General features: G+C 59.9%; 24 protein-coding genes and 1 riboswitch. Of the genes, 9 read left to right on the top strand and 15 right to left on the bottom strand.

Annotated elements, in window-relative coordinates; translation table 11 throughout:
• Window positions 1-2: 2 nt before the first annotated feature.
• From QD336_RS09525 to QD336_RS09515, 3 genes are read right to left on the bottom strand one after another with little or no spacing between them, the layout of a single operon-like run.
• A complete protein-coding gene (locus QD336_RS09525; protein ID WP_269347049.1) occupies window positions 3-911 on the bottom strand; it encodes an amino acid--[acyl-carrier-protein] ligase in 909 nt (302 codons plus the stop codon).
• Window positions 912-915: 4 nt separating this feature from the next.
• Window positions 916-2097: an acyl-CoA dehydrogenase family protein gene (locus tag QD336_RS09520; protein ID WP_499170404.1), complete on the bottom strand. Its 1182-nt coding sequence runs from the start codon at window positions 2095-2097 to the stop codon at window positions 916-918.
• On the bottom strand, window positions 2097-2348 hold the full coding sequence (locus QD336_RS09515) for an acyl carrier protein (protein ID WP_003504852.1): 252 nt from the start codon (window positions 2346-2348) through the stop codon (window positions 2097-2099). The genes QD336_RS09520 and QD336_RS09515 overlap by 1 nt, the downstream gene beginning before the upstream one ends.
• A 182-nt stretch (window positions 2349-2530) precedes the next feature.
• A riboswitch (TPP riboswitch) is annotated at window positions 2531-2642 on the top strand.
• Window positions 2643-2737: 95 nt separating this feature from the next.
• Here QD336_RS09515 and thiC point away from each other — a divergent pair.
• The 6 genes from thiC to QD336_RS09485 all read left to right on the top strand — a co-directional run bounded on the left by thiC (window position 2738) and on the right by QD336_RS09485 (window position 8000).
• On the top strand, window positions 2738-4561 hold the full coding sequence (gene thiC, locus QD336_RS09510) for a phosphomethylpyrimidine synthase ThiC (RefSeq protein WP_499170401.1): 1824 nt from the start codon (window positions 2738-2740) through the stop codon (window positions 4559-4561).
• A gap of 1 nt (window position 4562) precedes the next feature.
• Window positions 4563-5567 carry a glycine oxidase ThiO gene (thiO, locus tag QD336_RS09505; RefSeq protein WP_499170400.1) on the top strand — a complete coding sequence of 335 codons (1005 nt, stop codon included), beginning with the start codon at window positions 4563-4565 and terminating at the stop codon, window positions 5565-5567.
• Window positions 5536-5733: a sulfur carrier protein ThiS gene (gene thiS / locus QD336_RS09500; RefSeq protein WP_269347056.1), complete on the top strand. Its 198-nt coding sequence runs from the start codon at window positions 5536-5538 to the stop codon at window positions 5731-5733. Before thiO ends, thiS begins: the two co-directional genes overlap by 32 nt.
• A 4-nt stretch (window positions 5734-5737) precedes the next feature.
• Window positions 5738-6511, top strand: a complete 774-nt coding sequence (locus QD336_RS09495; protein WP_269347057.1) for a thiazole synthase — start codon at window positions 5738-5740, stop codon at window positions 6509-6511.
• Between the two features lie 85 nt (window positions 6512-6596).
• Window positions 6597-7601, top strand: a complete 1005-nt coding sequence (locus tag QD336_RS09490; RefSeq protein ID WP_499170397.1) for a P1 family peptidase — start codon at window positions 6597-6599, stop codon at window positions 7599-7601.
• A gap of 3 nt (window positions 7602-7604) precedes the next feature.
• Entirely contained in the window at window positions 7605-8000 is a 396-nt protein-coding gene (locus tag QD336_RS09485; protein WP_499170396.1) for a winged helix-turn-helix domain-containing protein, read from the top strand.
• Here the strand turns inward: QD336_RS09485 and modC are convergent.
• From modC to QD336_RS09465, 4 genes are all read right to left on the bottom strand, one after another.
• Window positions 7969-9045, bottom strand: a complete 1077-nt coding sequence (modC, locus tag QD336_RS09480; RefSeq protein WP_499170394.1) for a molybdenum ABC transporter ATP-binding protein — start codon at window positions 9043-9045, stop codon at window positions 7969-7971. The two genes, QD336_RS09485 and modC, sit on opposite strands and share 32 nt — an antisense overlap.
• The gene (gene modB / locus QD336_RS09475) at window positions 9042-9749 is read right to left on the bottom strand and encodes a molybdate ABC transporter permease subunit (protein WP_499170392.1); all 708 of its coding nucleotides are present in this window, start codon (window positions 9747-9749) and stop codon (window positions 9042-9044) included. Before modB ends, modC begins: the two co-directional genes overlap by 4 nt.
• Window positions 9750-9802: 53 nt before the next feature.
• Window positions 9803-10594, bottom strand: coding sequence for a molybdate ABC transporter substrate-binding protein (gene modA, locus QD336_RS09470; RefSeq protein ID WP_499170391.1), 792 nt, complete (start codon window positions 10592-10594; stop codon window positions 9803-9805).
• Window positions 10595-10886: 292 nt separating this feature from the next.
• Window positions 10887-12170, bottom strand: a complete 1284-nt coding sequence (locus tag QD336_RS09465) for an NAD(P)/FAD-dependent oxidoreductase (protein ID WP_499170390.1) — start codon at window positions 12168-12170, stop codon at window positions 10887-10889.
• 130 nt (window positions 12171-12300) lie between these two features.
• Here QD336_RS09465 and QD336_RS09460 point away from each other — a divergent pair, with 130 nt between their 5' ends.
• Complete coding sequence (locus QD336_RS09460) at window positions 12301-13227, top strand: LysR family transcriptional regulator (RefSeq protein WP_499170389.1); 927 nt, start codon at window positions 12301-12303, stop codon at window positions 13225-13227.
• Window positions 13228-13330: 103 nt separating this feature from the next.
• Window positions 13331-13567 (top strand): Lrp/AsnC ligand binding domain-containing protein, encoded by a 237-nt coding sequence (locus QD336_RS09455; protein WP_003521320.1) that lies wholly within the window; start codon window positions 13331-13333, stop codon window positions 13565-13567.
• Window positions 13568-13755: 188 nt separating this feature from the next.
• On the opposite strand, the gene QD336_RS09450 is transcribed toward QD336_RS09455, so the two are convergent.
• The 3 genes from QD336_RS09450 to epmA form a co-directional block, all read right to left on the bottom strand.
• On the bottom strand, window positions 13756-13944 hold the full coding sequence (locus tag QD336_RS09450) for a hypothetical protein (protein WP_045019798.1): 189 nt from the start codon (window positions 13942-13944) through the stop codon (window positions 13756-13758).
• A gap of 377 nt (window positions 13945-14321) precedes the next feature.
• A complete protein-coding gene (locus QD336_RS09445) occupies window positions 14322-15386 on the bottom strand; it encodes a lysine-2,3-aminomutase-like protein (RefSeq protein ID WP_499170388.1) in 1065 nt (354 codons plus the stop codon).
• Complete coding sequence (epmA, locus tag QD336_RS09440) at window positions 15383-16447, bottom strand: EF-P lysine aminoacylase EpmA (protein WP_499170386.1); 1065 nt, start codon at window positions 16445-16447, stop codon at window positions 15383-15385. Before epmA ends, QD336_RS09445 begins: the two co-directional genes overlap by 4 nt.
• A gap of 251 nt (window positions 16448-16698) precedes the next feature.
• On the opposite strand from epmA, the gene efp reads away from it, so the two are divergent.
• A complete protein-coding gene (efp, locus tag QD336_RS09435; RefSeq protein WP_269347069.1) occupies window positions 16699-17268 on the top strand; it encodes an elongation factor P in 570 nt (189 codons plus the stop codon).
• Window positions 17269-17381: 113 nt separating this feature from the next.
• Here efp and QD336_RS09430 read toward each other — a convergent pair whose 3' ends face one another.
• The 5 genes from QD336_RS09430 to QD336_RS09410 form a co-directional block, all read right to left on the bottom strand.
• Window positions 17382-18824, bottom strand: a complete 1443-nt coding sequence (locus QD336_RS09430; RefSeq protein ID WP_269347070.1) for an efflux transporter outer membrane subunit — start codon at window positions 18822-18824, stop codon at window positions 17382-17384.
• A gap of 149 nt (window positions 18825-18973) precedes the next feature.
• A complete protein-coding gene (locus tag QD336_RS09425) occupies window positions 18974-22063 on the bottom strand; it encodes an efflux RND transporter permease subunit (protein WP_499170383.1) in 3090 nt (1029 codons plus the stop codon).
• 53 nt (window positions 22064-22116) lie between these two features.
• Window positions 22117-23319, bottom strand: a complete 1203-nt coding sequence (locus tag QD336_RS09420; protein WP_499170382.1) for an efflux RND transporter periplasmic adaptor subunit — start codon at window positions 23317-23319, stop codon at window positions 22117-22119.
• Between the two features lie 199 nt (window positions 23320-23518).
• Window positions 23519-24178, bottom strand: a complete 660-nt coding sequence (locus QD336_RS09415) for a TetR/AcrR family transcriptional regulator (RefSeq protein WP_499170380.1) — start codon at window positions 24176-24178, stop codon at window positions 23519-23521.
• Between the two features lie 2 nt (window positions 24179-24180).
• Entirely contained in the window at window positions 24181-25131 is a 951-nt protein-coding gene (locus tag QD336_RS09410; protein ID WP_499170378.1) for a phosphoribosylaminoimidazolesuccinocarboxamide synthase, read from the bottom strand.
• Between the last annotated feature and the right edge of the window lie 360 nt (window positions 25132-25491).

The raw sequence follows: 25491 nt of genomic DNA, 5'->3' as shown, positions 1-25491 counted from the left end.
AATCAGCCCCAGAGGGTTTCCACGACCTTTGCAGGCCATTTCTTCACGTCGAGACCGTGATGCGCAAACAGGGCCAGCGCGATGCGCTCCAGCCCGAAACCGACGCAGGCGGTGTGGGCGACATCGCCATTCTGGAGGTTGAGACCCCATTTCTGGCCGAACGCATCCTGATGGTAATTGAAGCTCATGCAGGCCGTCGGGCTGGTCGTTGAGGTGACCGGGATCAAGAGTTCGAATTTCAGGTTCTGGTCGCGCTGGTTGTTGGCCAGCATCTTGCCAGCGCGGCCGAAGAAGGGATCGTTGGCGACATCGATCGTAACGTCGAGCCCGACCGCTTTCATCATTTCCACGCCGCGATCCATCCAGCTCTGGCGGAATTCGGTAACATCGGCCTCCGTGCCCATGCAGACATATTCGCGCATGCGGAAAAGCTGCTGGCGGGCTGGGTCCTTGGAAGGTTCATGGCGGAAGCAATAGGACTGGATGTCATAGAGGCCGCCGCCGGCCGGCAAGGCGCCGCGCTTGGCGATCGTCGGATAAAGCGGGTAGCAGGCCGCCGGCGTCAGCACGATGTCGGTGGCTTTCTGGTCCTTGGTCCAGTCGCCGCCCTCATCCATGGTTTTCAGCAGGCTGACATGATCAAGCTCGCAGCCGCAGAAGGAATGGACCGTGCCCGCGAGCTGCGGGAAGCTCTTCATGTAACCGCTCTTTTCGAAATAGGCGCGGTTGATGCCGGGCGGAAAGCGGATTGCTTCGGCGCCGTCGGCGCCACCGGTGCGGTCGATCAGCCGCTCGAAGGCGGCAATCACGTCCTCGAACTGGCCGCTGCGCCCATAAAGACCGTCCACACCCGTTTCAATCAGCAGGCCTTCTTCGAACAGTCGATCAAGAAACGATGTTTGCATGTCCATGGTCTTATCCCAAGAGGCTGGTGTCCTGCTTGTGAACCAGCAGGAGATTGGCGGAATTGCCGAGAATACGGTCGTTGGAAATCATCAGCCGGGCGGAATGCGCGTCGCGCAGATGCCGGCCGAGGCTGTAGGGCGTGCCGTTCTTGTAGCCCATGATACCGCAGACCAGCATGGCATGGTCGATGATCTCGAGAATGGTTTCCGAAGAGCAGATCTTCACATTGTTCATGGCCACCGCAAAGGCCATCGACATCAGCTTTTCCGGGTCGCTCTTGGTGTCCTCGTAAGCCTTGATGCCGGCAATGATGTTGGATTTCACCACCTGCAGCTTTGTGGAGACTTCCGCAAGGCGGATGGCGCCCGGAGGGGCGGTGCCGGGCGATTTGCGCGCTGCGGCTCTGACGAAGGATTGGGCGCGCAACACGGCGTCCGAGGCAATGCCATACCAGACGGCGCTCCACAGCAGATGGGAGCTTGCCAGCATGGATTGTGCGGCGATTTCCGCGAAAGGTTTCGGGAATATCTGCGCCGCCGGCGCTTCGCCGCGGAACAGGAAACCGTCCGAACAGGTGCCACGCATGCCGAGCGTATCCCAGACATGGGTCTTTTCAAGCGTGTACTGGTTTTTCAGAAACACGGTCATCACCTGATCGGCGGGCGCGGCATCCTTGTGGGCGCGCGAGGTGATGAGGATGGCGTCGGCATTGCTGCCATAGGAAATGACGGTGGCATCCTTTTCCAGCCGGCAGGAATCACCCTCGACTTCGATCGCGCAGATGGAGTTGCGCAGATTGCCGCCGATGCCGCCTTCGGTGGTGGCGGAGCCGAGCAGAAGCTGTTCGCCGGCAACGCGGCGCATGAAGCCCGGATGCCAGGTGCTTTCCACGCCATGTTCCACCAGGCTCGACAGCTTGATGTGGTGCATGGCGAAAATCATCGCGGTTGCCGAACAGGCCTGGCCGAGCCGGGCGCAGATATCGGCGATTTCCTGCAGGGAAGTACCTTCGCCGCCCAGCGAGGAAGGGACCTGGATGCCGAGCAGGCGCTCCTGCCGCAGGGCATTGACGGCTTCCTCAGGGAAGCGGCCGGTGACATCCACCTCATCTGCATGTTTGGCGGCAATTGCCGCGACACGGCCCGCGCGCGCGGACAGAGTTTCATCCTGCGGCGCAACGGTCACGTTCATCAGGCTGCCTCTTTACCATCCAGAATGAGCTTAACGGTGTCTTCAATGGCCTTGATGCTGGCGAAAGACTTGCGGTTCAGCAGGTTATCGGGAAATTCTATATCGAAAGCTTCTTCGATACCCAGCATCAATTGCACGGATGCGAAGGAAGAGAGGCCCGCCGCATAAAGATCGGCCTCATCTGCAATCGTATCGACAGGGGTTGGAAGCTGGCCGAATTTGGCCAGTATTTCACGTATAGTCGCATTCATTCCGACGTATCTCCCATGAATTTCACATCAGGATTGTTTGTGCTTATCGTTACGTGGCAAACGATAATATTCGCCTAAACCGTTAGGTTAATTACAACTAACGGCAGCATGCGCCATTCCCGCACCTTTGCCAAGCGTTGATCGGCGGCCTTGACAAAAGCCGAGCGGTGTTTTTTGCTGTCGTCATTCACCAGGGGTGTCCCGTCAAGGGGCTGAGATTCTGCTTTCATGCGCAGTGACCCGTTGAACCTGATCCAGTTCATACTGGCGTAGGGACGGTGCAAAGATCGAAGGTCGGCTGGCGTCAGGACGTCCGGTATCGGCACTTCGGTATTTTCCATCATTCCGGCTCGAACTGGGTCTCCACAGTCAAACTTTGGAGCCTCAAGATGAATATCGTTGCCAAGACCAACCCGCTTGTCGTCACCACCGGGCCGCATGCTGCCTCCACGAAAATCCATAAACCCGGAATTTTACATCCGCATATTCGCGTGCCGATGCGAGAGATCGCGGTGCACCCGACTGCAGGCGAACCGCCCGTCACGGTCTATGATTCCTCCGGTCCCTATACCGATCCCACGCATCCGGTCCTGATCGAAAAGGGTCTGCCGCGCCTGCGTCACGACTGGGTTGTGGCGCGCGGTGATGTCGAGGCTTATGAGGGACGGCACGTCAAGCCGGAGGATAACGGCTTTGCCACCGGCGAGCGCCTGACGCCCGAATTTGCCATGCGCCACCAGCCGCTGCGAGCCACGGCGGGCAAGGCGGTGACGCAGCTTGCCTACGCGCGGGCGGGCATCGTCACGCCGGAAATGGAATTCATCGCCATCCGCGAAAATCTCGGCCGCGAGGCTGCGAAGGAAAAGCTCGCGCGGGACGGCGAGAGTTTCGGCGCGCATATTCCCGACTATGTCACGGCGGAATTCGTGCGTCAGGAAGTCGCCTCGGGTCGCGCCATCATTCCCGCCAATATCAACCACTCCGAACTTGAGCCGATGATCATCGGCCGCAATTTTCTCGTCAAGATCAATGCCAATATCGGCAATTCCGCCGTCACCTCCTCCATGGCGGAAGAAGTGGAGAAGATGGTCTGGGCCATCCGCTGGGGTGCGGATACCGTCATGGACCTGTCTACTGGCCGCAATATCCACAATATCCGTGAATGGATCATCCGCAATTCGCCGGTGCCGATCGGCACGGTGCCACTTTATCAGGCGCTGGAGAAGGTCAACGGCATTGCCGAGGATCTTACCTGGGAGGTGTTCCGCGATACGCTGATCGAGCAGGCGGAACAGGGCGTCGACTATTTCACCATCCATGCCGGGGTGCGGTTGCATTACATCCCGCTCACCGTCAACCGCGTCACCGGCATCGTCTCGCGCGGCGGGTCGATCATGGCCAAGTGGTGTCTGCATCACCACAAGGAAAGTTTCCTCTATGAGCATTTCGAGGAAATTTGCGACATCTGCCGCGCCTACGACGTCTCCTTCTCGCTGGGTGACGGCCTGCGTCCCGGCTCGATTGCTGACGCCAATGATGCGGCGCAGTTCGCCGAGCTGGAAACGCTGGGCGAGTTGACGCAGATCGCCTGGGCGAAGGATTGCCAGGTGATGATCGAAGGCCCCGGCCATGTGCCGATGCACAAGATCAAGGAGAATATGGACAAGCAGCTGAAGACCTGCGGCGAGGCGCCCTTTTACACGCTCGGGCCGCTCACCACAGATATCGCGCCCGGCTACGACCACATCACGTCAGGCATCGGCGCGGCGATGATCGGCTGGTTCGGTACGGCAATGCTCTGCTATGTCACGCCGAAGGAACATCTCGGCCTGCCGGATCGCAACGACGTGAAGGTTGGCGTCATCACCTACAAGATCGCCGCCCATGCCGCCGATCTTGCCAAGGGTCATCCGGCTGCGCAGGTGCGGGACGATGCGCTGTCACGCGCAAGGTTCGAGTTCCGCTGGGAGGACCAGTTCAACCTGTCGCTCGATCCGGATACGGCACGTTCCTTCCACGACGAGACCCTGCCGAAGGAGGCGCACAAGGTTGCACACTTCTGCTCCATGTGCGGGCCGAAATTCTGCTCGATGCGGATTTCCCACGATATCCGCGCCGAGGCGCAGAAGGAGGGGCTTGAGGCCATGGCCGCGCGCTTCAAGGAGGGTGGCGAGCTCTACATGCCGCTGCCGACGTCCGCGAGCGCCGAATAACATGCGTGTCCTCGTCAAGGGAACGGGGGTCGCCGGACTGACGGCGGCCCTCGAGCTGGCACGCAGTGGCGTTGCTGTCGAAGTGTCGGAGCGCAATGCCGAACCCTCTCGTGGTGCGTCCTTTTATGCGGGCGGCATGCTGGCGCCCTGGTGCGAGCGTGAAAGTGCGGACGAGGCGGTTCTGACGCTCGGCACGGCGGCACTCGACTGGTGGGATGAAGCGACGCCCGGCCTTGTGGTCCGCAACGGCACGCTGGTCGTCGCGCCTGCCCGTGACAAGGTGGAGCTTTCACGTTTTGCATCGAGGACCAGCGGCTATCGATGGGTGGGTGAGGCCGAGATCGCCGATCTGGAGCCTGATCTTGCCGGCCGCTTCCGGTCCGGGCTCTATTTTGCCGATGAAGGCCATCTCGATCCGCGTCTTGCACTAGCATCGCTGTATCAGCGGCTTTGCGCCATGGGTGTCCGGTTTCATATGGGTGTCCTCGTGGATGAACGGTCGTTCGAACGGGTTGTGGATTGCACCGGGCCTGCGGCGGTGGGCAAGATTCCCCGTCTTCGTGGTGTGCGGGGGGAAATGCTCTACCTCGCCACGCGGGAGGTTTCCCTTTCCCGCCCCATCCGGCTGCTGCATCCGCGCATTCCGCTCTACATCGTGCCGCGCGAGCCCGGCCGCTTCATGGTGGGGGCGACGATGATCGAGACGGAGGACAAGGGAGCCATTTCCGCCCGCTCGATGATGGAATTCCTCAACGCCGCCTATGCGGTTCATCCGGCCTTTGCGGAGGCGGAAATCATCGAAACCGGCACGGGCGTGCGGCCGGCTTATCCCGATAATCTGCCGAAGGTCACCGAGGATGGCCGAACCATCTTCATCAACGGCGCGCACCGGCACGGCTTTCTGCTTTCGCCGGCCATGGCGCGGCAGGCAGCCGGAATCGTCTGCGAAACTCTCTCTTACAAGGAACAGGATCATGAAACTTCTGGTGAATGGCGACGAGCTTGATCTCGCCACTGAGACGCTGGCCGGTCTGCTCGCCAGCCTCGAATATGAAGGCGAATGGCTGGCGACGGCAGTAAACGGCGATCTGGTGCATTCGGAAGAGCGTGCCGGTTACGTGCTGAAGGCTTTCGATCGCGTCGAAATCCTCTCGCCGATGCAGGGAGGTTGAGGTCATGCTGACACTTTATGGCCGCGAGGTCTCGTCCCGTCTTCTGCTCGGCACGGCGCGTTATCCGTCTCCCGCGGTGCTCGCGGATGCGGTGCGGGCGAGCAACACGGATATCCTGACGATTTCGCTGCGCCGGGAAATGGCGGGGGCGAAGAAGGGCGGTCAGTTTTTCGAGCTGGTCCGCGAACTGGACCGGCATATTCTCCCCAATACGGCCGGTTGCCATACCGTCAAGGAAGCGGTGCTCACCGCGAAGATGGCGCGGGAGGTGTTCCGCACCAACTGGATCAAACTCGAAGTCATCGGCCATCACGATACCTTGCAGCCCGATGTCTTTGCGCTGGTCGAAGCGGCCAAGATTCTCTGCGAGGAGGGTTTCGAGGTCTTCCCCTATACGACCGACGATCTTGTTGTTGGTGAAAAGCTGCTGGAGGCGGGCTGCAGGGTGCTGATGCCCTGGTGCGCGCCGATCGGCAGCGCCATGGGGCCGCTCAATCTGATGGCGCTGAAATCGATGCGGGCGCGATTTCCCGAGGTGCCGCTGATCGTCGATGCCGGTATCGGCCGGCCATCGCACGCGGTGACCGTGATGGAGCTTGGTTACGATGCCGTTCTTCTCAACACGGCGGTTGCGGGCGCGGGTGATCCTGTCGGAATGGCGGCGGCTTTCGCCAGTGCCATTGAGGCCGGCCACCAGGCCTTCAGGTCCGGTCCGCTGGAGCCGAGGGATATGGCGGTGCCTTCGACACCCGTGATCGGCACTGCGGTTTTCTCCTGATAGCGGCTTTCGGCCGAAGGCGGGCAGGTCTTTTGCGTTGACAGTGCGCCGTGGCGGCGGGATACCGAAAGAAAAGGGAAACGGCATGGCGGCACGCAACAATCTTCTCACGGATATCGACGGCGTTTCGGTCGGTAATGTCACCGATCTTACCCTCGGCTCCGGCGTTACGGCGATTGTTTTCGAAAAGCCCGCCATCGCCTCCGGTTCGGTTCTTGGTGGTGCGCCCGGTGGACGCGATACCGGTCTGCTGGACCCGGCCATGACCGTGGAGACGGTGGACGCATTGGTGCTCTCCGGTGGTTCGGCCTTCGGGCTGGATGCGGCGGGTGGCGTTCAGGCCGGTTTGCGGGAGATCGGCCGTGGCCTGCAGGTGGGCTCCACCCGCGTGCCCATCGTGCCGCAGGCGATCCTGATGGATCTGCTGAACGGCGGGAACAAGGATTGGGGACTGCATTCGCCCTATCGCGAGATGGGATATGCGGCCTTCAAGGCGGCGCACGCTGCCCCCTTCGCGTTAGGAACGGTTGGTGCCGGAACGGGGGCGACCACGGCCACTTTCAAAGGCGGGCTTGGTTCGGCAAGTGCCGTCAGTTCCGGTAGATACAAAGTGGCGGCAATCGTTGCCGTCAACGCGCTGGGCTCCGCCACCGTCGGCGCGAGCCGCCATTTCTGGTCCGCGCCTTTTGAGGCTGACGGTGAATTTGGCGATTGCGGTTTTCCGGATCGTTTTTTAGCGGATGATACCGCATTGCGCCTCAAGGGCGTCAATCTCACCGCGACGACAATCGGCGCAGTGGTGACCGACGCCGTACTCACCAAGGCGCAGGCCCACCGCCTCTCCATCATGGCGCATGATGGGTTGGCGCGCGCCGTGCTTCCCGCCCATCTGCCGAGCGATGGCGACACCATGTTCGCGGCCGCGACTGGCGACAAACCGCTTGAGGGTGGCGCTCACTTCGCCGAACTCTGCTATCTCGCGACAATCGTGATGGCGCGGGCGGTGGCGCGCGGGGTCTATGAGGCCAAGGCGCTGCCGGTGGCGGGCGCACAAAAGGCCTATCGTGACATTCATGGCCGGGGTGTTTGAACCATGAGCGAGACACGCCCGCTGCTGAAGCCCGTCCTGCGCATCGACTTCCCGCCCGGAGAGCGTCTGGGTCACGGCAAGGTCGAGCTGATGGAATTGATTGTCGAAACCGGGTCGATCTCGGCCGCCGGGCGGGCGATGGATATGTCCTATCGCCGGGCGTGGCTGCTGGTGGATGCGCTGAACCACATGTTCCGGCAGCCGGTAATCGAATCCCAGCGCGGCGGCAAGCAGGGCGGCGGCGCGGCGCTGACCGCCTTCGGCGCCGAATTGCTGGAGCGTTATCGCGGCATGGAAGAGCGGATGAACAAGGCTCTGCGCGCGGATATCGACTGGCTGGAGGCCAACCGTAATCCCAAAGATGCGTTCAATAGGGATCGAGAGCCGCCGACTTTATGATCGCATGCACCGGTTTGCCGGGTTCCAGTTGCAGCCGCTCACGGGACAGGTCGGTGATACGTGACTGGATGATATCGCCGCCGCAATCCACCTGGATCGTCACCATGCCGTCTTCGTTCATCGAGATATCGGCGACATGGCCTTCGAGAATGTTGAGCGCGCTGAGGCCCTCGGGTTTCACCAGAGCCAACATGACATCGCGTGCCGGTATCAGCACCCGCGCGGGGCTGCCCGGCGCTGCCTTCTTTGCCGGAACCTGCAGCAGTGCCGTGCTGAGCCGGACGGCGGCAAGGCCATGGCGTTCATCGAAGCTTTCGATACGCCCGGACAGGATGCTGCCCGCTTCACGCCGCTCGAGATGCAGGCTGAAATCGGGTCTCGCCAGAACCTCGGTCGCTTTTCCTTCCGTCTCCACCCTGCCGTCCTTCATCACGACGATACGGTCGGCAAGGCGGGCGACTTCCTGGATGGAATGGCTGACATAAACGATCGGAATTTTCGTCTCGTCGCGCAGCCGCTCGAGATAGGGGACAATTTCGGCCTTCCGCTGCTCGTCCAGCGAGGCGAGCGGTTCGTCCATCAGCAGCAGTCGGGGTGAGGAGAGCAGCGCGCGGCCGATGGCGACACGCTGTTTTTCCCCGCCGGACAGCCTGTTCGGGCGGCGTTGCAAAAGATGGCCGATGCCGAGCATGTCGATGATGTGGTCGTCATTCGCATTTGTCTCCTTGCCTGCGGCGAACCATCTGCCGTATCGCAGGTTCTGCGCCACGCTGAGATGTGGGAAGAGCCGTGCCTCCTGAAAAACATAACCGAAGCGGCGTTTGTGGGCCGGCAGAAACAGGCACTTTCCACTATCGGCCAGCACTTCGCCATCAAGCGAAACCTGTCCCTCATCCGGCCGCAACAGGCCGGCAATGATGCGGATCATCGATGTCTTGCCGGAGCCGGAACGCCCGAACAGCGCGGTCACCCCGCCGTCAGAGGTGAAGGACGCGTGGAGTTCGAAGGCACCGAGGTGGTGATGCGCGGAGACTGAAAGCGTCATTCCATGCTCACCCGTTTGCCGATGATGCGGGCCAGAAATTCCGAGACGAGCAGGGCCAGCATGGAAATCACGACCGAAACGATGGTGAGGCGTAATGCGCCGGCATCGCCACCCGGCACCTGCGTGAAGGTATAGATGGCGGCGGAAAGCGTCTGGGTCTCACCGGGAATGTTTGAAACGAAGGTGATGGTCGCACCGAATTCGCCCATGGCCTTGGCGAAAGCGAGGATCATGCCGGCGATGATGCCGGGTAGAGTGAGGGGGAGTGTGACGGTGAGGAACACCCAGAGCGGGCTTGCCCCCAATGTTCCCGCCGCCTCTTCCAGCTTGCGGTCCACCGCTTCGATGGAGAGGCGGATGGAGCGCACCATCAGCGGAAAGGCCATGACGGCGCAGGCAAGTGCCGCCCCTGTCCAGCGAAAGGAAAAGACGATGCCGAAATACGTATCGAGAAACTGTCCGATCGCGCCACGGCGGCCGAAGAGGACGAGCAGCAGAAAGCCGGTGACAACGGGCGGCAGAATGAGCGGCAGGTGCACGATACCGTTGAGCAGCGACTTGCCCCAGAAGCGGCCACGCGCCAATGCCACGGCCACTGCGATACCGAAGGGCAGGCTGGCAAGCATGGCGATGGAGGACACCCACAGGCTGAGCCTGATCGCCGTCCATTCTTCAGCGCTGAGTGTCCACCAATGCAATGTCATATCCTGCAATTGCCATGTTTCATGGCCCGCCGGGAAGCGGGCCTGAAGCAAGCTTATTTCAAAACGGTAAAGCCTTGCTTTTCGAAGAAGGGCGTCGCCTTCGCGGACTTCAGGAAATCCAGATAGGACTTCGCTGCCGGCGATTTTGCTTCCGAAAGAATGGCAACCGGGTAGATGATCGGCGGATGGCTGTTTTCGGGGAAGGTGCCGACGATCTTGACGCCGGGATCGGCGGCGGCGTCGGTCTGGTAAACGATGCCATAGGGTGCCTCGCCGCGCGAGACGAGCAGCAGGGCGGCGCGCACGCTTTCCGCGCCGGCGACTTTCGTTTCGACGGAGGACCAGACGCCCAGCTTTTCCAGCGCGGCTTTGCCATATTTACCTGCGGGAACGGAATCGACCGCGCCCATGGCGAGGCGGCCATCACCCACCAGAGCGGCAAGATCGAAGCCCTGCTTGATCTCGACCGGCTTTGCCTTGTCTGCAGGCGCCACGAGAATGATGCGGTTGCCGAGAAGATTGGAGCGGCTGTCGGCATTGATCAGTTTCTTGTCGGCGACATAATCCATCCATGCGAGGTCGGCGGAGATGAAAATATCCGCCGGTGCACCCTGTTCGATCTGCTTGGCGAGTGCCGAGCTTGCGGCATAAGAAACCGTCGCCTCGTTACCGCTTTCCTTCGCCCATTCCGCATTGATGGCATCGAGCGCGTTTTTCATGCTCGCGGCGGCAAAAACCGTGACCTTTTCGGCGGCATGAGCCGGAACAGCCACGAAGGAGGCCGCCATCCAGAGGGATGTGGCGGCGGCAATGGTTTTGAAGAAGCTGCGGCGCATAAGTATCATGGTGTTCCCCGAGTTGGATATATTCCGATGAATATAACGATAGGCCTATAGGGCAATCATTATATTTTCAAGGATATATCGATTGGGGTGCGGAAAAGCAGCGGCTGCGGATGTTTCTGTGAGCAGGTGGTTAGGCTGAAAATCCCACTTCCGTCACGCTCGGGCCTGTCCCGGGCATCTGCGAGGTGTCATTTGAATGCGACCTGATTAAATCCTTGGGACAAGCCCAAGGATGAGGTCGAGTATGAGACAGTTGGTAATTTAACCTCAAAACGGCCGCCAGCTCTTGCCGTCAAAACCGCTCACCGGCGAAATGGGCGATTTGCGCGCCCGTCTCGTAATAGGCTTCCTTCACTGCGCGGAAAGCCTGGGCTTTCGGCTCCGTCACAGGTAAGGGCAGATCGGCTTCGGCGATTTCTCCGAGAATATGCTGCGCGATCACCTTGCCAAAGGTCGTTCCCGGCGCGATGCCGCGGCCGTTATAGCCCGAGAATCCGACGACATTCTCCGCGAATTTATGGAAACGCGGCACGGCATTGTCCGTCATGCCGATCTGGCCATACCATTCGCATTCGAATTCCGTGTCGCCGAGCTGCGGAAAAAGCCGCTTCAGCGAGCGTTTTGCCCACGCCCGATGAATGGTGGCGCCCGGTCCCCTTAGGGCTCCGACGCTGCCGAAGACCAGTCGCCCTGCCTTGTCCATGCGGAAGGATGAGAGGATTTCCTTCGTGTCCCAGCAGCCTTCACGGCCGGGCAGGATGCTTTTTTGCAGATTGTCGCCGAGCGGCCGGGTCGCGAAGTTGAAATAGGGCAGGTAGACCTGCTCATCACGAACGATCTGCCAGGGGCCGGTGCTATAGGCTTCCGTGGCCACAACGATCCAGTCGGCACTTACCGAGCCCTGCGGTGTCTTCACCAGCCATTTCCCCCCGTCGCGTTCGGTGGCTATCACGGGGCTTGCGGTGTGCAGCCGCACGCCTGCCTTTTGTGCGGCTGCGGCCAGGCCACGAACATAGGCCAGCGGCTGGAGTGTGCCGGCGCGGGTGTCGAGAAGTGCACCGGAATAGGTGGTGCTGCCGATGCGTCTCGCCGTTTCATCGGCATCGAGAACACGGACGGGCGCGCCCCTTGTTGACCATTGCTCGCAGCGCTCGCGGATTTCGGCGAGCCCTTTTTCGCCAACGGCACAATGCAGCGTGCCGTTTTTCTCGATTTCGCAGGGGATTTCGTGTTTTTCCACCAGTTCGCGCACGAGAAGCGGGGCGTTGCCGAGAAGGTCGAGAAGCCGTTCGCCGTAGGTCTCCCCCAGCACACCGGGCAGTTCCTTTGGCATGACCCACATGCCGCCATTGATGAGGCCGACATTGCGGCCGGCGCCGCCGAAGCCGATTTCCTTTGCTTCCAGAAGAACGACGTCCACGCCCCTTTCGGCAAGATGAAGGGCGGCGGATTGCCCGGTGAAACCGCCGCCAACGACGACGACATCGGCAACCGCCGGGCCCTGCAAGGCCGAAGTTACGGGCGGTTGCGGCGCGGTCTTTTCCCAGAGGCCGTGCGAGCGGGGGTCGTTATACATCGTTCCACCATGTTCCGGACAAGTTCATTTGTTTTTCGTATGAGTGACAAGCCCTTGTTTATGAGACTTTACAAGCGCTCCTGCCTGTTGAATATCGACATATCGTCAAGAGTTCATTCCGTGAGGGAATATGGTCCTGCCACCGCGCCGTTTTCTGCCGTCGCTTTCGCTGCTGGCGGCTTTCGAAGCCGCCTCGCGCACGGGCAGCGTCACGGCTGCGGCGAGGGAACTCGGCCTGACACAGGGCGCGGTCAGCCGGCAAATCCTGGCGCTTGAAGAGCAGCTTGGCGTGGCGCTGTTTCTGCGCGAACGACAGACCATCCGGCTGACCCGGGCGGGGGAAGGTTATGCACGGGAAATCCGCGAGGCTTTGCGGCGTATTTCGACGGCGTCGCTCAATCTGCGCGCCAATCCGGATGGCGGCACGCTCAACCTCGGTGTTCTGCCCAGCTTCGGCACGCGCTGGCTGGTGCCGCGCCTTCCGGATTTCATCGCCCGGCATCCGGGCGTTTCCGTCAATCTCCTGACACGGTCGTCGTTGTTCGATTTCCGCACCGATACTGTCGATGCAGCGATCCATTTCGGCTTGCCGCACTGGCCGGGCACCGAGCTGGTTTTCCTGATGCATGAAAAGGTCATTCCGGTATGCAGCCCGGCCTTCAAGGCGCGCTACGGACTTTCGACACCTGGCGACCTGCTGCATGTGCCGCTGCTGCACATGACGACCCGGCCAGATGCCTGGGAACAGTGGTTTCGCGGCCATGATGTGCGTTTCGAGAATGTGCACGGTATGCTTTTCGATCAGTTCACCACCATTGCCGAGGCGGCGAGCGCGGGCGTTGGAGCATCGCTCATCCCCTCCTTCATGATCGAGGAGGAGGTGCGAAGCGGTCGTCTCGTCGCGGCCGTTGCGGGGGAAGTGGAAAGCGAAGAGGCCTATTATCTCGCCTGCATGCCGGATCGTGCCGGATATGCTCCGCTCGAGAGTTTCCGGCGCTGGATCGTTTCCGAGGCCGCCCGTGGGGCCGGCGGCAGGACGGGGGAGTTTTCGGCGTAAACCGGCGGGCGGTCTTGCAAGAGCGGCGCGGCTCAGCCAATAGTGCGGCATGACGCGTGGCGCGTGCCGCCACGCACCGAAAGTTCCAATACGGGAGATGTCCGTGAAGCCCATTTTCGTTCAGCTTCAATGCGAACCCGGCAAGACCTATGATGTCGCCGATGCCATCTATAAAACGGAGCTGGTTTCCGAGCTTTATTCCACCAGCGGCGAATATGATCTGCTGTTGAAAATCTATCTTCCGCAGGAAGAGGATATCGGCAAGTTCATCAACCAGAACATCGTCAATATTCCGGGCATCGTGCGTTCGCTGACGACGCTGACCTTTACGGCGTTTTGACAAGTCCGGGTAGTGGGGGAGCTGCTTCAGCTCAACTGGTGACGTTTGACGCGCGATATATGGCCGGCGATGCGGGCCTGCGGATTGTCACACAAAAGAAAAGCGCGCCGCCGGTCCGGTGTTCGGGATCCGATTTTCGGCGCGCTCTGGTTTTGAAAATTCTTCAAGCGGGCGATGCTTTTCCCGCATCAGGCCGCGGCCAGGTTGCGGTTGCGCACGAGATCGCGAATAGCGATCCGCACGTCGTCGGCGCTGTCGAACTTCTGTTCGTCCAGATCGTGAACGTGGAACTTCACCGCGATGAACTTCAACCGGTCATTGTCCGGGATAACGATGCCGACGGGTTCGCCAGCGAATTCAATGACTTGCTTCTGCATAATATACTCCCGCTGTGGCTAATTCACACAGCATGTTGTCGAACTGATTTTAGGAAATTGAGACCGTCAGGTCACATTCGACAGCAGCGGGAACACGTGGATTTAAATCCAGCATTCCAGGACTCAAGACCAAGGATTGCGTTAATGTTGATATGTTTTGACATGACACACTCCCTGTATTGGTGTTGGCCCGGAATCAGGAGACTCGTTCTCCAGTTCCACACTGATATTCCAGACCAGCACTAAAATCAATGCTGATTGTTATAGGTAGAATATTTTTCTTTATGATGACAGGAGAGGGGCGGAAATGTGAAATTTTTGTTTTCGTCCGAAGCCACTCTCGAAAAGCCCGGCGCGGCGGGCTTTTTATGCTTTTTTTAATCGCTACCGAATGCCTGTGGTGGGTAAATATGCTCGTTTCCGTTGAAGTCTGACACGGAATAACAGCCACCGTTTGTTTTTTCGGCCGCATTTCTGCCAATTGCCGCTTTGCCGTGGCCACCGGGAATGTCGAGAACATAGGTTGGCTGGCAGAGACCGGAGACATGTCCGCGCAGGGCGGAAACGATTCGCTGCCCTTCTTCTATCGTCAGCCGGAAATGGCTGGTGCCGGGCGCGAGATCCGGATGGTGCAGGTAATAAGGCTTGATGCGGGTCTCGACAAAGGCGCGCATCAGCTCGGCGAGAATCGCCGGGTCGTCATTGACGCCTTTCAAAAGCACGGTCTGGCTGACCATGGCGATACCGGCATCGATCAACCGCGCCGAAGCGCATCGGGCTTCTTCGCCAAGTTCACGCGCGTGATTCGCGTGCAGGGCGACATAGGTGGTCTTGCCGCTGGCTTTCAGCGCGTCGATCAGGGCCCCGTCGATGCGATCGGGGTCGACCACCGGTACACGGGTATGGAAGCGGACGATCTTCACATGCGGTATGTCCCTCAACCGCTTCATCAGATCGGACAGGCGACGTGGGGAGAGCACCAGCGGATCGCCGCCGGTGAGGATGACCTCCCAGATGGCGGGCCTCGCCTTTATATAGTCGAATGCGGCGTCCAGCTCCTCCGGGGTCATCATGCCATTGCCCTGCGGCCCGACCATTTCTCGGCGGAAACAGAAACGGCAATAGACCGGGCAGACATGTACTGCCTTCAAGAGAACCCGGTCGGGATAACGGTGAACGATGCCATGCACGGGGCTGTGGGCGTCGTCGCCGATCGGATCGCCGTTTTCTTCGGGAAGCTGGATGAGCTCGGCGGCGTCCGGCACGAATTGCCGGGCGATGGGGTCGAGCGGATCGCGGCTGTCCATCAATCCGGTAACCGAAGGCGTGATGGCCAGCGCGTAACGCTGGGTGACCGCGCGCAGGCTTTCCAGCGCGTCGGCTTCGATCAGCCCCGCCTCGAGAAGCGCCTCGGGCGTCTTGATGGTTTCAAGCCCTGTCATCGTCCATATTCCGCAACGGGTGCCCACATGACGAGATCAATGCGGGGCGCGCCGGTGGCCAGCATTACCAGCCGGTCGAAACCGAGCGCTATGCCACTTGCCGGCGGCATTATGGCGAGCGCGGCGAGAAAATCCTCATCGAGCGGATAGGTCTCACCGTAGACACGCTGCTTTTCGGCCATCTCCATTTCAAGGCGCCGCTTCTGTTCGGTCGCATCGGTCAATTCGCCGAAGGCATTGGCAAGTTCCACGCCGCAGGCATAAAGCTCGAAACGTTCCGCCACCCGCGCATCCTTCGGCGACTTGCGGGCAAGGGCGGCTTCGCTGGTGGGATATGCGTCGAGAATGGTTACTCTGCCAAAGCCCAGTTCCGGCTCCACCCGCTCGACGATGACGCGGCTGAACATATCCGCCCAGGTATCATCTTCGGCGATGCGGATGCCAGCATGGGTGAGGCTCGCTGCAAGGTGGCGCTCATCCGTTTCGCCATTTCGGCTGATGGTCGCCAAAAGGTCAATGCCCGCATAACGCTCGAAGGCCTCGGCGACGCTCAACCGTTCCGGCTCCAGAAACGGATCGACGCTGCGGCCGCGATAGCTGAAATGTTTCGTTCCGGCGGTTTCGGCCGCCAGAGCCAGAAGATTGGCACTGTCCTTCATCAGGCTCTCATAGGTCTCGCCGACCCTATACCATTCCAGCATGGTGAATTCCGGGTGGTGCAGCGGGCCTCTTTCCCGGTTCCTGTAAACATGGGCGAAACAGGAAATGCGTTTTTCACCGGCGGCGAGCAGTTTCTTGCAGGCGAATTCCGGCGATGTATGGAGATAGAGCGGCACGGCCTTGCCGCCCGGAGTCAGGCCTTCGGTGGCAAATGCGTGCAGATGCGCCTCGTTGCCGGGGGAAATCTGCAGGGTGGCGGTATCGACCTCGAGAAAATCCGCACGGGCGAAATAGCTGCGAAACGCCGACTGGATCGCATTGCGGCCAAGGAGAAAAGCGCGACGGTCGGCATGGACGTCGGGCGTCCACCAGGGTGACATTGTCTCTTTGCCTGCGCGCATCTTCTGTTCTTTTCCGTCTTCTCTGCGGCGCTGAATTGCGGGTAAACCGCCCGCAAAACGCCTGATCGCGTCATTTAAAGCAATTCCGGGCGGAAAACCGCTAGGCACTCTTCCGTGAATTGCTGTAGAAGGCTGGCAATTCGTGCGGATTTAAGGTAGTTGCGCCCCAGAAAAAAGACAAAACGTCTGCCGGGGCCGGTGCTGCCGCGCAGTCCTTTACGACGCATTTCATCGAGTTACAAGGAAGTCATATGGTCAAGGTTATCGCCTCATCCGTCCGCAAGGGCAATGTTCTCGACGTGGACGGCAAGCTTTACGTCGTTCTCACCGCGCAGAACTTTCACCCCGGCAAGGGCACGCCAGTCACGCAGGTGGACATGCGCCGCATCGTTGACGGTGTGAAGGTTTCCGAGCGCTGGCGCACCACCGAACAGGTCGAGCGCGCTTTTGTCGAAGACCTGAACTTCCAGTTCCTTTATGAAGACGGCGAAGGCTTCCACTTCATGAACCCGGATAACTACGATCAGGTCGTTGTCGACGTCGAAACGATGGGTGAGCAGAAGGCCTATCTGCAGGAAGGCATGACCTGCGTTCTTTCCATCCATGAAGGCAACCCGCTGGCCGTTGAACTGCCGCGTCACGTCACGCTGGAAATCACCGAAACGGAACCGGTCGTGAAGGGCCAGACGGCTTCTTCTTCCTACAAGCCGGCAATTCTCTCCAACGGCATCCGCACCATGGTGCCGCCGCATATCGATGCCGGCATCCGCGTCGTCATCGCGACGGAAGACAATTCCTACGTCGAGCGCGCCAAGAACTGAGCCTGGTTGCCAGCTCGAAAAAAAGCACCGGGTGACCGGTGCTTTTTTTATACCCTGAACAGCAAAAAGCCCGCGTCGAGACGCGGGCTTTTTAATTGCCTTGTGGGCCGTTCTTACATGCCCTTTGCCGCGGCCACGGTCGGGCCGGCAGACTTCTTCGGCGTGGGCTGGCCAACGGCATAGCCACCGCCGAGCGCCACGTTCAGCGACACATAATCCTGCGCGGTCTGCTGGATTGCCGTGGCAAGGTTTGCCTGCGCATCCGAGACCGAGCGCTGGGCATCCAGAACATCGAGCAGAGACGATGCGCCGTCGCGGTAGCTGGCGGTGGAGAGCTGCAGCGCTTCCTGGTAGGAGGAAACGGTCTTTCTCAGTGCGTCCACGGTACGCTGGTCGCGGTTGACGGCGGCCAGGGCGTTTTCGACTTCTTCCACCGCGTTGAGAACGGTCGCCTTCCAGACGAGATATTGCTCGCGTGCCTGGGAGTTGGCGAGGTCGACATTGGCGCGAAGCTTGCCGCCATCGAGGATCGGCAGCACGAGGCTCGGACCGAACGACCAGCTATTGGCTGATCCACGGCCTCCGCCGCTCACAAAGTTGTAGCTCGGGGTAATCGCGCCACCGAGTTCGATGCTCGGATAAAGCTGAGCCTCGGCAACGCCGATCGAGGCGACCGCAGCGGCGAGATTGCGTTCGGCAACGCGAATGTCCGGACGGTTGCGGATGAGGTCGGCCGGGATGCCGGTGCGGGGAATTGCGCGTGCGACAGGCTGGCGCGCGCCCTTCTGCAACTCGGCAATGAGCGACGAGGCTGGCATGCCGAGCAGGGTTGCGATGCGATGCGCGGCCTTGCGGAAACTGGTTTCGAGGCCAGGGATCTGCGACAGCGTGGAATTGACCAGACCTTCGGACTGGACGACATCGAGGCGCGAGGCAGCGCCCGCTTCGAGCTGCAGCTTGGTCAGATCCAGTGTTTCGCGGCGGGAGCTCAGGTTCTGGCGGGCAATCGCCAGACGCTCCTGATAATAGCGCACATCGATATAGGCGGCGGCGACAGACGAAATCAGCGTCAGGCGCTGGACGTCGACCGTGGAGTAAGCCGCATCGAGCGATGCATCGGCGCTTTCGGTTGCCCGGCGATAGCGACCGAAGAGGTCGAGAAACCAGGAAACGCTGAGGCCGCCGGAGGACGCGTTGGTGACGGGAACGTCACGGTAGCTGCCCTTGGTCTGGCTGGTCGTGTGCTGTCCCTGAGCCGTGAGGCTGGGCAGACCGCCTGCGCCGGCCGAGATCACCTGGGCTTCCGCCTGGTTGATGCGCTCGATCGCCTGCATCACCGTCAGGTTCTGTGCGAGGCCCGTGGAAACGTATCCGTTCAGGCGGCTGTCGTTAAAGGCAGTCCACCATGCCACGCTGCTGATGTCGCCATTGCCGGTTTTTCCGGCTTCCGCAAACTTTCCCGGTAATTGGATTTCCGGCGTCTTGTGGTCGGGTCCGACAACGCAGCCTGAAAGCAGCAGCATTGTCAGGGGAAGAGTGGCGCGAATAGACAGCATGTAATTTTCCCAATTCTCTGGTTGGCTTACCGAGCGCGGCTTGCTGACAAATGGGCTGCGCGGTCGATATGCCGTAGAAACGTGCATTTGCCAAATCGGCAACATTTCTAGCAGCGTATTAACGGTTGGCACAGCCCATTTTTGTTTTGTTAACGCCTTGAAAGGCGACGAATGATGACGAAAAAGGACGGAACGAAGAAAATTCCGAGGAGTGTTGCAGAAAGCATACCACCCAGAACCCCGATACCGATTGCATTTTGTGCGGCTGAACCCGCTCCGGTTGCGATTGCGAGAGGCACGACGCCGAGGATGAAGGCGAGCGATGTCATGATGATCGGACGCAGGCGCAGCTTCGCCGCCTCCAGCGTCGCTTCCATCAGGCTTAAACCGTGCTCCTGTCTTTCCTTGGCGAATTCGACGATCAGGATCGCATTCTTCGCGGCAAGGCCGATGGTCGTCAAAAGACCCACCTTGAAGTAGACGTCGTTCGACTGGCCGAAGAAATGCGCCGCGGTCAATGCGCCAAGAACGCCTACCGGCACGGCCATGATGACCGAGAAGGGGATCGACCAGCTTTCATAAAGTGCGGCAAGGCAAAGGAACACGATGAGCACCGATAGCGCGTAAAGCATCGGGGCCTGCGAGCCGGAAAGCCGTTCCTGATAGGAAATGCCCTGCCATGCCACCGTGTAACCGCCCGGCAGGCCTGCCGTCAGGCGCTCCATCTCGTCCATGGCGTCACCGGAAGCGACGCCCGCACCGGCGGTGCCTTCAAGCGAGATCGCACCCGTGCCGTTGAAACGGGCGAGAGACGGCGGAGCATTGATCCACTTCACCTCGCTGAAGGAGGAGAAAGGCACCATCTCTCCGTTGGTGTTGCGCGCATACCAGAACTTGAGGTCGTCCGGCTGCATGCGATAGGGCGCGTCGCCCTGAACATAGACGGGCTTCAATTCGCCGTTCAGGGTGAAGTCATTGACATCCCGGCCGGCAAAGATCGTCGACAGCATGAGGTTCACGGAGGCGAGATCGACCCCCATGGCGCCCATCTTTTCCTGATCGAGAATGATCTTCATCTGCGTTTCATTGTCCTGGCTGTCGCTTCGGAGTGAGCTGATCTTCGGATTGCTGGTGGCAAGCGCGATCAATTCCTTCGATGAGGCTGTCAGGGCGTCGGTGCCGTTGCGGCCGCTATCCACCAGATACATCGAGAAACCGCTCGATGTGCCCATGCCCTGAATGGCCGGCGGCAGAAGCGGGAACACCTGTGCATCGCGGAAACCGAAGAAGGTGCCCATTGCACGCTGCACGATGGCGCCGGCATGTTGGTCAGGCGCGGTTCGTTCGGCAAAATCCTTGAGCTTGGTGAAGACGATGGCGTTGTTCTGGCCGGAACCGCTGAAGCTGAAGCCGAGCACGCCGAAAACCGATTCGACATTGGCGGCTTCCTTTTCGCGGAAGTAGCTTTCGACCTGTTTCACCACCTCGTTGGTGCGTTCGATGTTCGAACCGGTCGGCGTCTGGATGATCGTCAGCAGCACGCCCTGGTCTTCCTGCGGCAGGAACGAGCTTGGCAGCTTCGAGAAGAACCAGGCGCAGCCGCCGATCACGATCGCGAAGAGGATCATCACGCGCAGCGGGCGTTTCAGCAGATAGCCGATGGAGGACACATAGCCGTCCGTCGTCTTGCCGAAGCCGCGGTTGAACCAGGCACCCGGCCCACGCTGCTTCTTGTGGTGATCGATGGGCTTCAGCATCGTTGCGCAGAGCGCCGGCGTCAGAACGATGGCGACCACGGCCGAAAGCAGCATGGCCGAAACGATGGTGACCGAGAACTGGCGATAGATGATGCCCGTCGATCCACCGAAGAAGGCCATGGGAATGAACACGGCGGTCAGGACCAGCGCGATGCCGATGATTGCCCCGGTGATTTCGCCCATCGACTTTTCGGTCGCTTCGACCGGGGACAGGCCCTCTTCCGACATGATGCGCTCGACGTTTTCGACAACGACGATGGCGTCGTCGACGAGAAGGCCGATGGCCAGAACCATAGCGAACATGGTGAGCGTATTGATGGAATATCCGGTGAGCGCCAGGATGCCGAAGGTGCCGAGAAGCACGACCGGCACGGCGATCATTGGAATGAAGGTGGCCCTGAGGTTCTGCAGGAACACCAGAAGCACGACGAAGACGAGGATGATCGCTTCGATCAGCGTATGCACCACCTTCTCGATCGACAGTTTCACGAAGGGCGTGGTGTCATAGGGATATTCGATCGCGACGCCTTCCGGCAACGAGCCCTCGACATTGGTCAGAGCCGCTTTCACGCGCGCCGCCGTGTCGAGCGCGTTGGCACCCGTGGCGAGATTGACCGCGAAACCGGCCGACGGGCGGCCATTGGAGCGGGAATCGCCACCATAGGTTTCCTGACCGATCTCGATGCGAGCAACGTCGCTGAGACGGACGGTTGCGCCGTCCTTTTCGACTTTCAGGATGACCGATTCGAAATCGGCGACGGTGGTGAGCTGGCTCTGCGCCGTCACAGTCACGTTGAGCTGCTGGCCCTTGACGGCGGGCACGGCGCCGAGCGAACCGACCGAAACCTGGGTATTCTGGCTCTGGATGGCGCTGGTGACGTCGGCCGTGGTCAGCTGGTATTTGTTGAGCTTGAACGGATCGAGCCAGATGCGCATCGCATATTCGGAACCGAAGACGTTGATGCTGCCGACGCCTTCCAGGCGCTTGATCTGGTCTTCGACACGCGAAGAGAACACGTCGCCGAGATCGGCCGAATTGCGCTTGCCGTCGGTGGAGATGAGCGCACCGACCATCAGGATGCTCGATGTGGAACGGCTGACCTGGATGCCCTGCTGCTGCACCGTATCGGGCAGCTGCGACTGGACAAGCTGCAGCTTGTTCTGCACCTGAACCTGCGCGATGTCCGGCAGGATGCTGTTGCCGAAGGTCAGCGTCACTTCGGCGCTGCCGGTCGAGGACGACGAGGTCATATAGGTGAGGTCATCGAGACCGGTCATGCCATCTTCGATGATGGTCGTCACCGATTTCTCGACGGTCTCTGCGCTCGCGCCGTTGTAGGTCGCGCTGACACGGACGGTTGTCGGTGCAATGTCGGGATATTGCGAAATGGAAAGCGTCCAGATCGCAAGGGCGCCGCCCAGCATGATGACGATGGCGATAACCCATGCGAAAACGGGGCGCCGGATGAAGAAATGGGCCATGGCAGTCCTGCCTTACCTTTTGCGAGCTTCGACCAAGGGTTTCGTGCTCATGCTTATTTCGTGGGGGCGGCGGCAGGCGGAGCTTGCTGCGGCAGAACGACGATACCGCGATCGTCGATGGTCACTTCAACCGGTGCGACCGTCGCGCCATCGGCAATCCACTGGAAACCGTCGACGATGAGCTTGTCGCCATCCTTGGCGTTTTCCGTCACCAGCCAGGCATTGCCCGACTGCTGGCTGGACGGGAAGGTGCGGGTTTCCACCTTGTTTTCCGTTGTCACGAATTTTGCGGTCAGTTCGCCATTGGCGTTCCGGCTCGCCGCGCGCTGCGGAATGCGGAAACCCTTTTCCTTGCCGATGGTCAGCGTGGCGCGCACATAGGTGCCGGGAAGCAGAAGATCGTCGGGATTGTCGAAGAGGGCGCGGATGGAGAAGGTGCCCGTGGTTTCGCTCACCGCCATGTCGGACATGTCGATCTTGCCGTCATGCTTGTATTCGGTGCCGTCTTCCAGCGTCAGATGAATACCGGTCTCCTTCGTATCGCCGCCAAGCTGGCCCGACGAGATCGCCTTTTTCAGGCGCAGGAGATTGATGCTGGATTCCATCAGGTCGATATAGATCGGATCGATACGGCGCAGCGTCGTCAAGGCCGTCGTCTGGTTTGCCGTCACCACGTTGCCGATGCTGAAAGCGGTCGCGCTGGTGATGCCGTCGAAAGGCGCGCGGACCTTGGTGAGATCGAGATTGATTTCCGCCGTTTCCAGCGCCGCCTTGGTCTGTGCTACATCGGCTTCGGCCTGAAGCAGTGTCACCTTGGCGTTTTCATATTCGATCTGCGTCGCGCCGCTATTGACCAGCCGCTCATAGCGAGCAAGGTTCGCCTGGGCGCTCGGAATGCTGGCTTCGGCCTTCGCAACGTTCGCCTTGGCCTGGGCTACTTCTGCCAGGTAGGTGTTGTCCTCGATCTGGTAGAGAATATCGCCCTGCTTGACCTCGCTGCCTTCCTTGAAAGGAATTTCGCGGATGATGCCAGTCACGCGCGGTCGGATTTCCGCCGTCTGGAACGCGCTGGCGCGGCCGGGAAGAACCGTGGTGAGGGGATATTCGCTGTTCTTCATCAGGATGATGCTGACCGGAGACGGCGGCCGCTCGGCACCCTGGCCGGCGGTCTTGCTGCTGTCGCCGCCATCGCTGCATCCCGCCAGAGCTGCGGCCACACACAGAGAAGCAAATAGGGGTAAAATACGTCGGCTCATCGTTCTTCCCTGCGTATTGATCGCATTCAACTATAAGCGCAATGTCGCTCGGCGGATGCGCGTCCGGAAACAGACACGACAGGCGAGGGCCTTGGAAGGGACCCGATTCGCTCATTCTGTCCGGACCGCCACGCGCATAGAAGCGCAGGCTTTTGCGCTTCGCAAGCAATTGCGAGAAGGTGACGTAAATTGGGAATCGTCACTTAGCAAGCGGATTGCGTAATCCCGCATCGATTAAATCGACGAGTTGATCGCAACGTGTTGCCAAATTGCCGATATCTTCCCGTGCGATGAGAACGGGATGGATGACGCTTGTAAGCGCATGAAGCACGGTTTCCGAAAGCGGCGGAACATTGGCCTTGGCGTAAATTCCGGCATCGATGCCGTCGCGGATAATATCGGCCAGCAGGTTCGCGATCACGGATTTATAATAGTCGCCGCACTTCATATCCTGCTTGGCCGTCATCAGGATCATTTCGAAAATATAAGGATTGTCGTTGAGGTCCCGATGATGCAGCTCCATCAGGGTGCGGGCGAGGTGGCGCAGCCTTGAAAGCGGCGGTTGGCCCTTGTCCAGCGGCTGGATGTTCCGTTCGAACTCGCTGATCTGCTCAAACGCTATGGCGTCGACGAGCGCGTTTTTCGAGTTGAAATTCTTGAAGACATTGGCGGGCGACATGCCGAGCGCGGCGGCAATATCGGCAATTGCCACCGCACCGAAACCGCGCTCCCGGAAAAGTTCTTCGGCTTTGGCGAGAATGTCCCGCCGCGTTTCTTCGGCGGAACGGCGAGGCCGGCGTCTGACGGAAGCGTCGTTCTTCCTGTCACCCTTTCTCGCCTGTTCGATCATTTTGCTCACGGTCAGACTCCGGGGAAGAACGGCTCCAGATTCCGGCGTACTCTTGCAAGCGGTGTCTCGCCGCTATCGTCGGCAATGAAGCTCTGTCCGGTGATGCGTTCGTAAGCATCAATATAGACCTTGGAGGTCTGCAGAACGAGGTCCTGTGGAATTTCGGGAACGTCGTCCTTGTAGGGATCGCAGCGTTCGGCAACCCAGGCTCTCACGAAATCCTTGTCGAAGCTCGCCGGCCGCGTGCCGTTGCGGAAGCTTTCTTCATAGCTGTCGGCCATCCAGTAGCGGCTGCTATCCGGCGTGTGGATTTCGTCGGCGAGAATGATGGTGCCGTTTTCATCTGTACCGAACTCATATTTCGTATCGACGAGAATGAGGCCCTGCTTTGCGGCGATCTCCTGGCCGCGCTTGAACAGCGCCAGCGCATAATGGGACAGCGTGTCCCACTGCTCCTGCGTCAGGAGCTTCTTCTCAACAATCTCGGCCGGCGTCAGCGGCTCGTCGTGACCGCCATCGAATGCCTTGCTTGTCGGGGTGATCACCGGTTCAGGCAAAATCTGGTTGTCTTTCATCCCGTCCGGCAGGCTCATGCCGTACATCTGCCGCTCGCCCTTCTTATAAAGGGTCAGGATCGATGTGCCGGTGGTGCCGGCCAGATAACCGCGGACCACCACTTCGACCGGCAATATGTCCAGCCTCTTGCCGATAACGACGTTAGGGTCGGGATAGCTCACGACATGGTTAGGACAAATATCCTTCGTCTGCTCGAACCAGTAGCGCGCCGTTTGGGTGAGCACCTGTCCTTTATAAGGAATGCATGTGAGGATCCGGTCGAAGGCGCTCAGGCGATCGGTGGATATGATGATGCGGTTGCCGTCGGGCAGATCGTAGTTTTCCCGCACCTTGCCACGGTAATAATTTGGCAGTTCGGGAATGACGGCTTCATCAAGAATGCGCACGGGCTCTCCAATTCTTGGCTTTATAAGGGGCGCCGGACGCCCCGATCAGACTAAAAATCCTGTCCGTTCCTATTGCATGTTTCCCGGAGGAGGGCCAGTCGCCAGCTGGGGGAGGCGTTTCAGGCCTGTCCATGCTCATAAACTGGAAACTCCCTATAAATATCAAACACTTAATAAAAATGTCAGTTTTTTGACGGTATGTGTGTTGACTTGTTTGAGGGGATGGATTTATAAGTCCGCTCACTGAACGAGGGCGGCGGCGCTGCTGGCGACGAAGTCTTTCGTTCTAAATAAATCAAGTTGATGAGCTGAATGCTTGTTGGTTTCCGGGGTTTTGAGCCTTGGGGGTTTGATTTTTTG

The organism is Rhizobium sp. BR 250 (genome assembly GCF_047445855.1).
Taxonomy (GTDB): domain Bacteria; phylum Pseudomonadota; class Alphaproteobacteria; order Rhizobiales; family Rhizobiaceae; genus Agrobacterium; species Agrobacterium tumefaciens_I.
This window is presented reverse-complemented; position numbering and strand designations above follow the sequence as displayed.

Coding starts and splice junctions, on each gene's coding strand:
- thiS (WP_269347056.1), top strand. CDS start 5,536: ATGAAACTTCTGGTGAATGGCGACGAGCTTGATCTCGCCACTGAGACG.
- QD336_RS09485 (WP_499170396.1), top strand. CDS start 7,605: ATGAGCGAGACACGCCCGCTGCTGAAGCCCGTCCTGCGCATCGACTTC.
- thiO (WP_499170400.1), top strand. CDS start 4,563: ATGCGTGTCCTCGTCAAGGGAACGGGGGTCGCCGGACTGACGGCGGCC.
- QD336_RS09430 (WP_269347070.1), bottom strand. CDS start 18,824: ATGCTGTCTATTCGCGCCACTCTTCCCCTGACAATGCTGCTGCTTTCA.
- QD336_RS09490 (WP_499170397.1), top strand. CDS start 6,597: ATGGCGGCACGCAACAATCTTCTCACGGATATCGACGGCGTTTCGGTC.
- QD336_RS09495 (WP_269347057.1), top strand. CDS start 5,738: ATGCTGACACTTTATGGCCGCGAGGTCTCGTCCCGTCTTCTGCTCGGC.
- modC (WP_499170394.1), bottom strand. CDS start 9,045: ATGACGCTTTCAGTCTCCGCGCATCACCACCTCGGTGCCTTCGAACTC.
- efp (WP_269347069.1), top strand. CDS start 16,699: ATGGTCAAGGTTATCGCCTCATCCGTCCGCAAGGGCAATGTTCTCGAC.
- QD336_RS09515 (WP_003504852.1), bottom strand. CDS start 2,348: ATGAATGCGACTATACGTGAAATACTGGCCAAATTCGGCCAGCTTCCA.
- QD336_RS09465 (WP_499170390.1), bottom strand. CDS start 12,170: ATGTATAACGACCCCCGCTCGCACGGCCTCTGGGAAAAGACCGCGCCG.
- QD336_RS09445 (WP_499170388.1), bottom strand. CDS start 15,386: ATGACAGGGCTTGAAACCATCAAGACGCCCGAGGCGCTTCTCGAGGCG.
- QD336_RS09525 (WP_269347049.1), bottom strand. CDS start 911: ATGGACATGCAAACATCGTTTCTTGATCGACTGTTCGAAGAAGGCCTG.
- modA (WP_499170391.1), bottom strand. CDS start 10,594: ATGATACTTATGCGCCGCAGCTTCTTCAAAACCATTGCCGCCGCCACA.
- modB (WP_499170392.1), bottom strand. CDS start 9,749: ATGACATTGCATTGGTGGACACTCAGCGCTGAAGAATGGACGGCGATC.
- QD336_RS09460 (WP_499170389.1), top strand. CDS start 12,301: ATGGTCCTGCCACCGCGCCGTTTTCTGCCGTCGCTTTCGCTGCTGGCG.
- epmA (WP_499170386.1), bottom strand. CDS start 16,447: ATGCGCGCAGGCAAAGAGACAATGTCACCCTGGTGGACGCCCGACGTC.
- QD336_RS09425 (WP_499170383.1), bottom strand. CDS start 22,063: ATGGCCCATTTCTTCATCCGGCGCCCCGTTTTCGCATGGGTTATCGCC.
- QD336_RS09520 (WP_499170404.1), bottom strand. CDS start 2,097: ATGAACGTGACCGTTGCGCCGCAGGATGAAACTCTGTCCGCGCGCGCG.
- thiC (WP_499170401.1), top strand. CDS start 2,738: ATGAATATCGTTGCCAAGACCAACCCGCTTGTCGTCACCACCGGGCCG.
- QD336_RS09420 (WP_499170382.1), bottom strand. CDS start 23,319: ATGAGCCGACGTATTTTACCCCTATTTGCTTCTCTGTGTGTGGCCGCA.
- QD336_RS09450 (WP_045019798.1), bottom strand. CDS start 13,944: ATGCAGAAGCAAGTCATTGAATTCGCTGGCGAACCCGTCGGCATCGTT.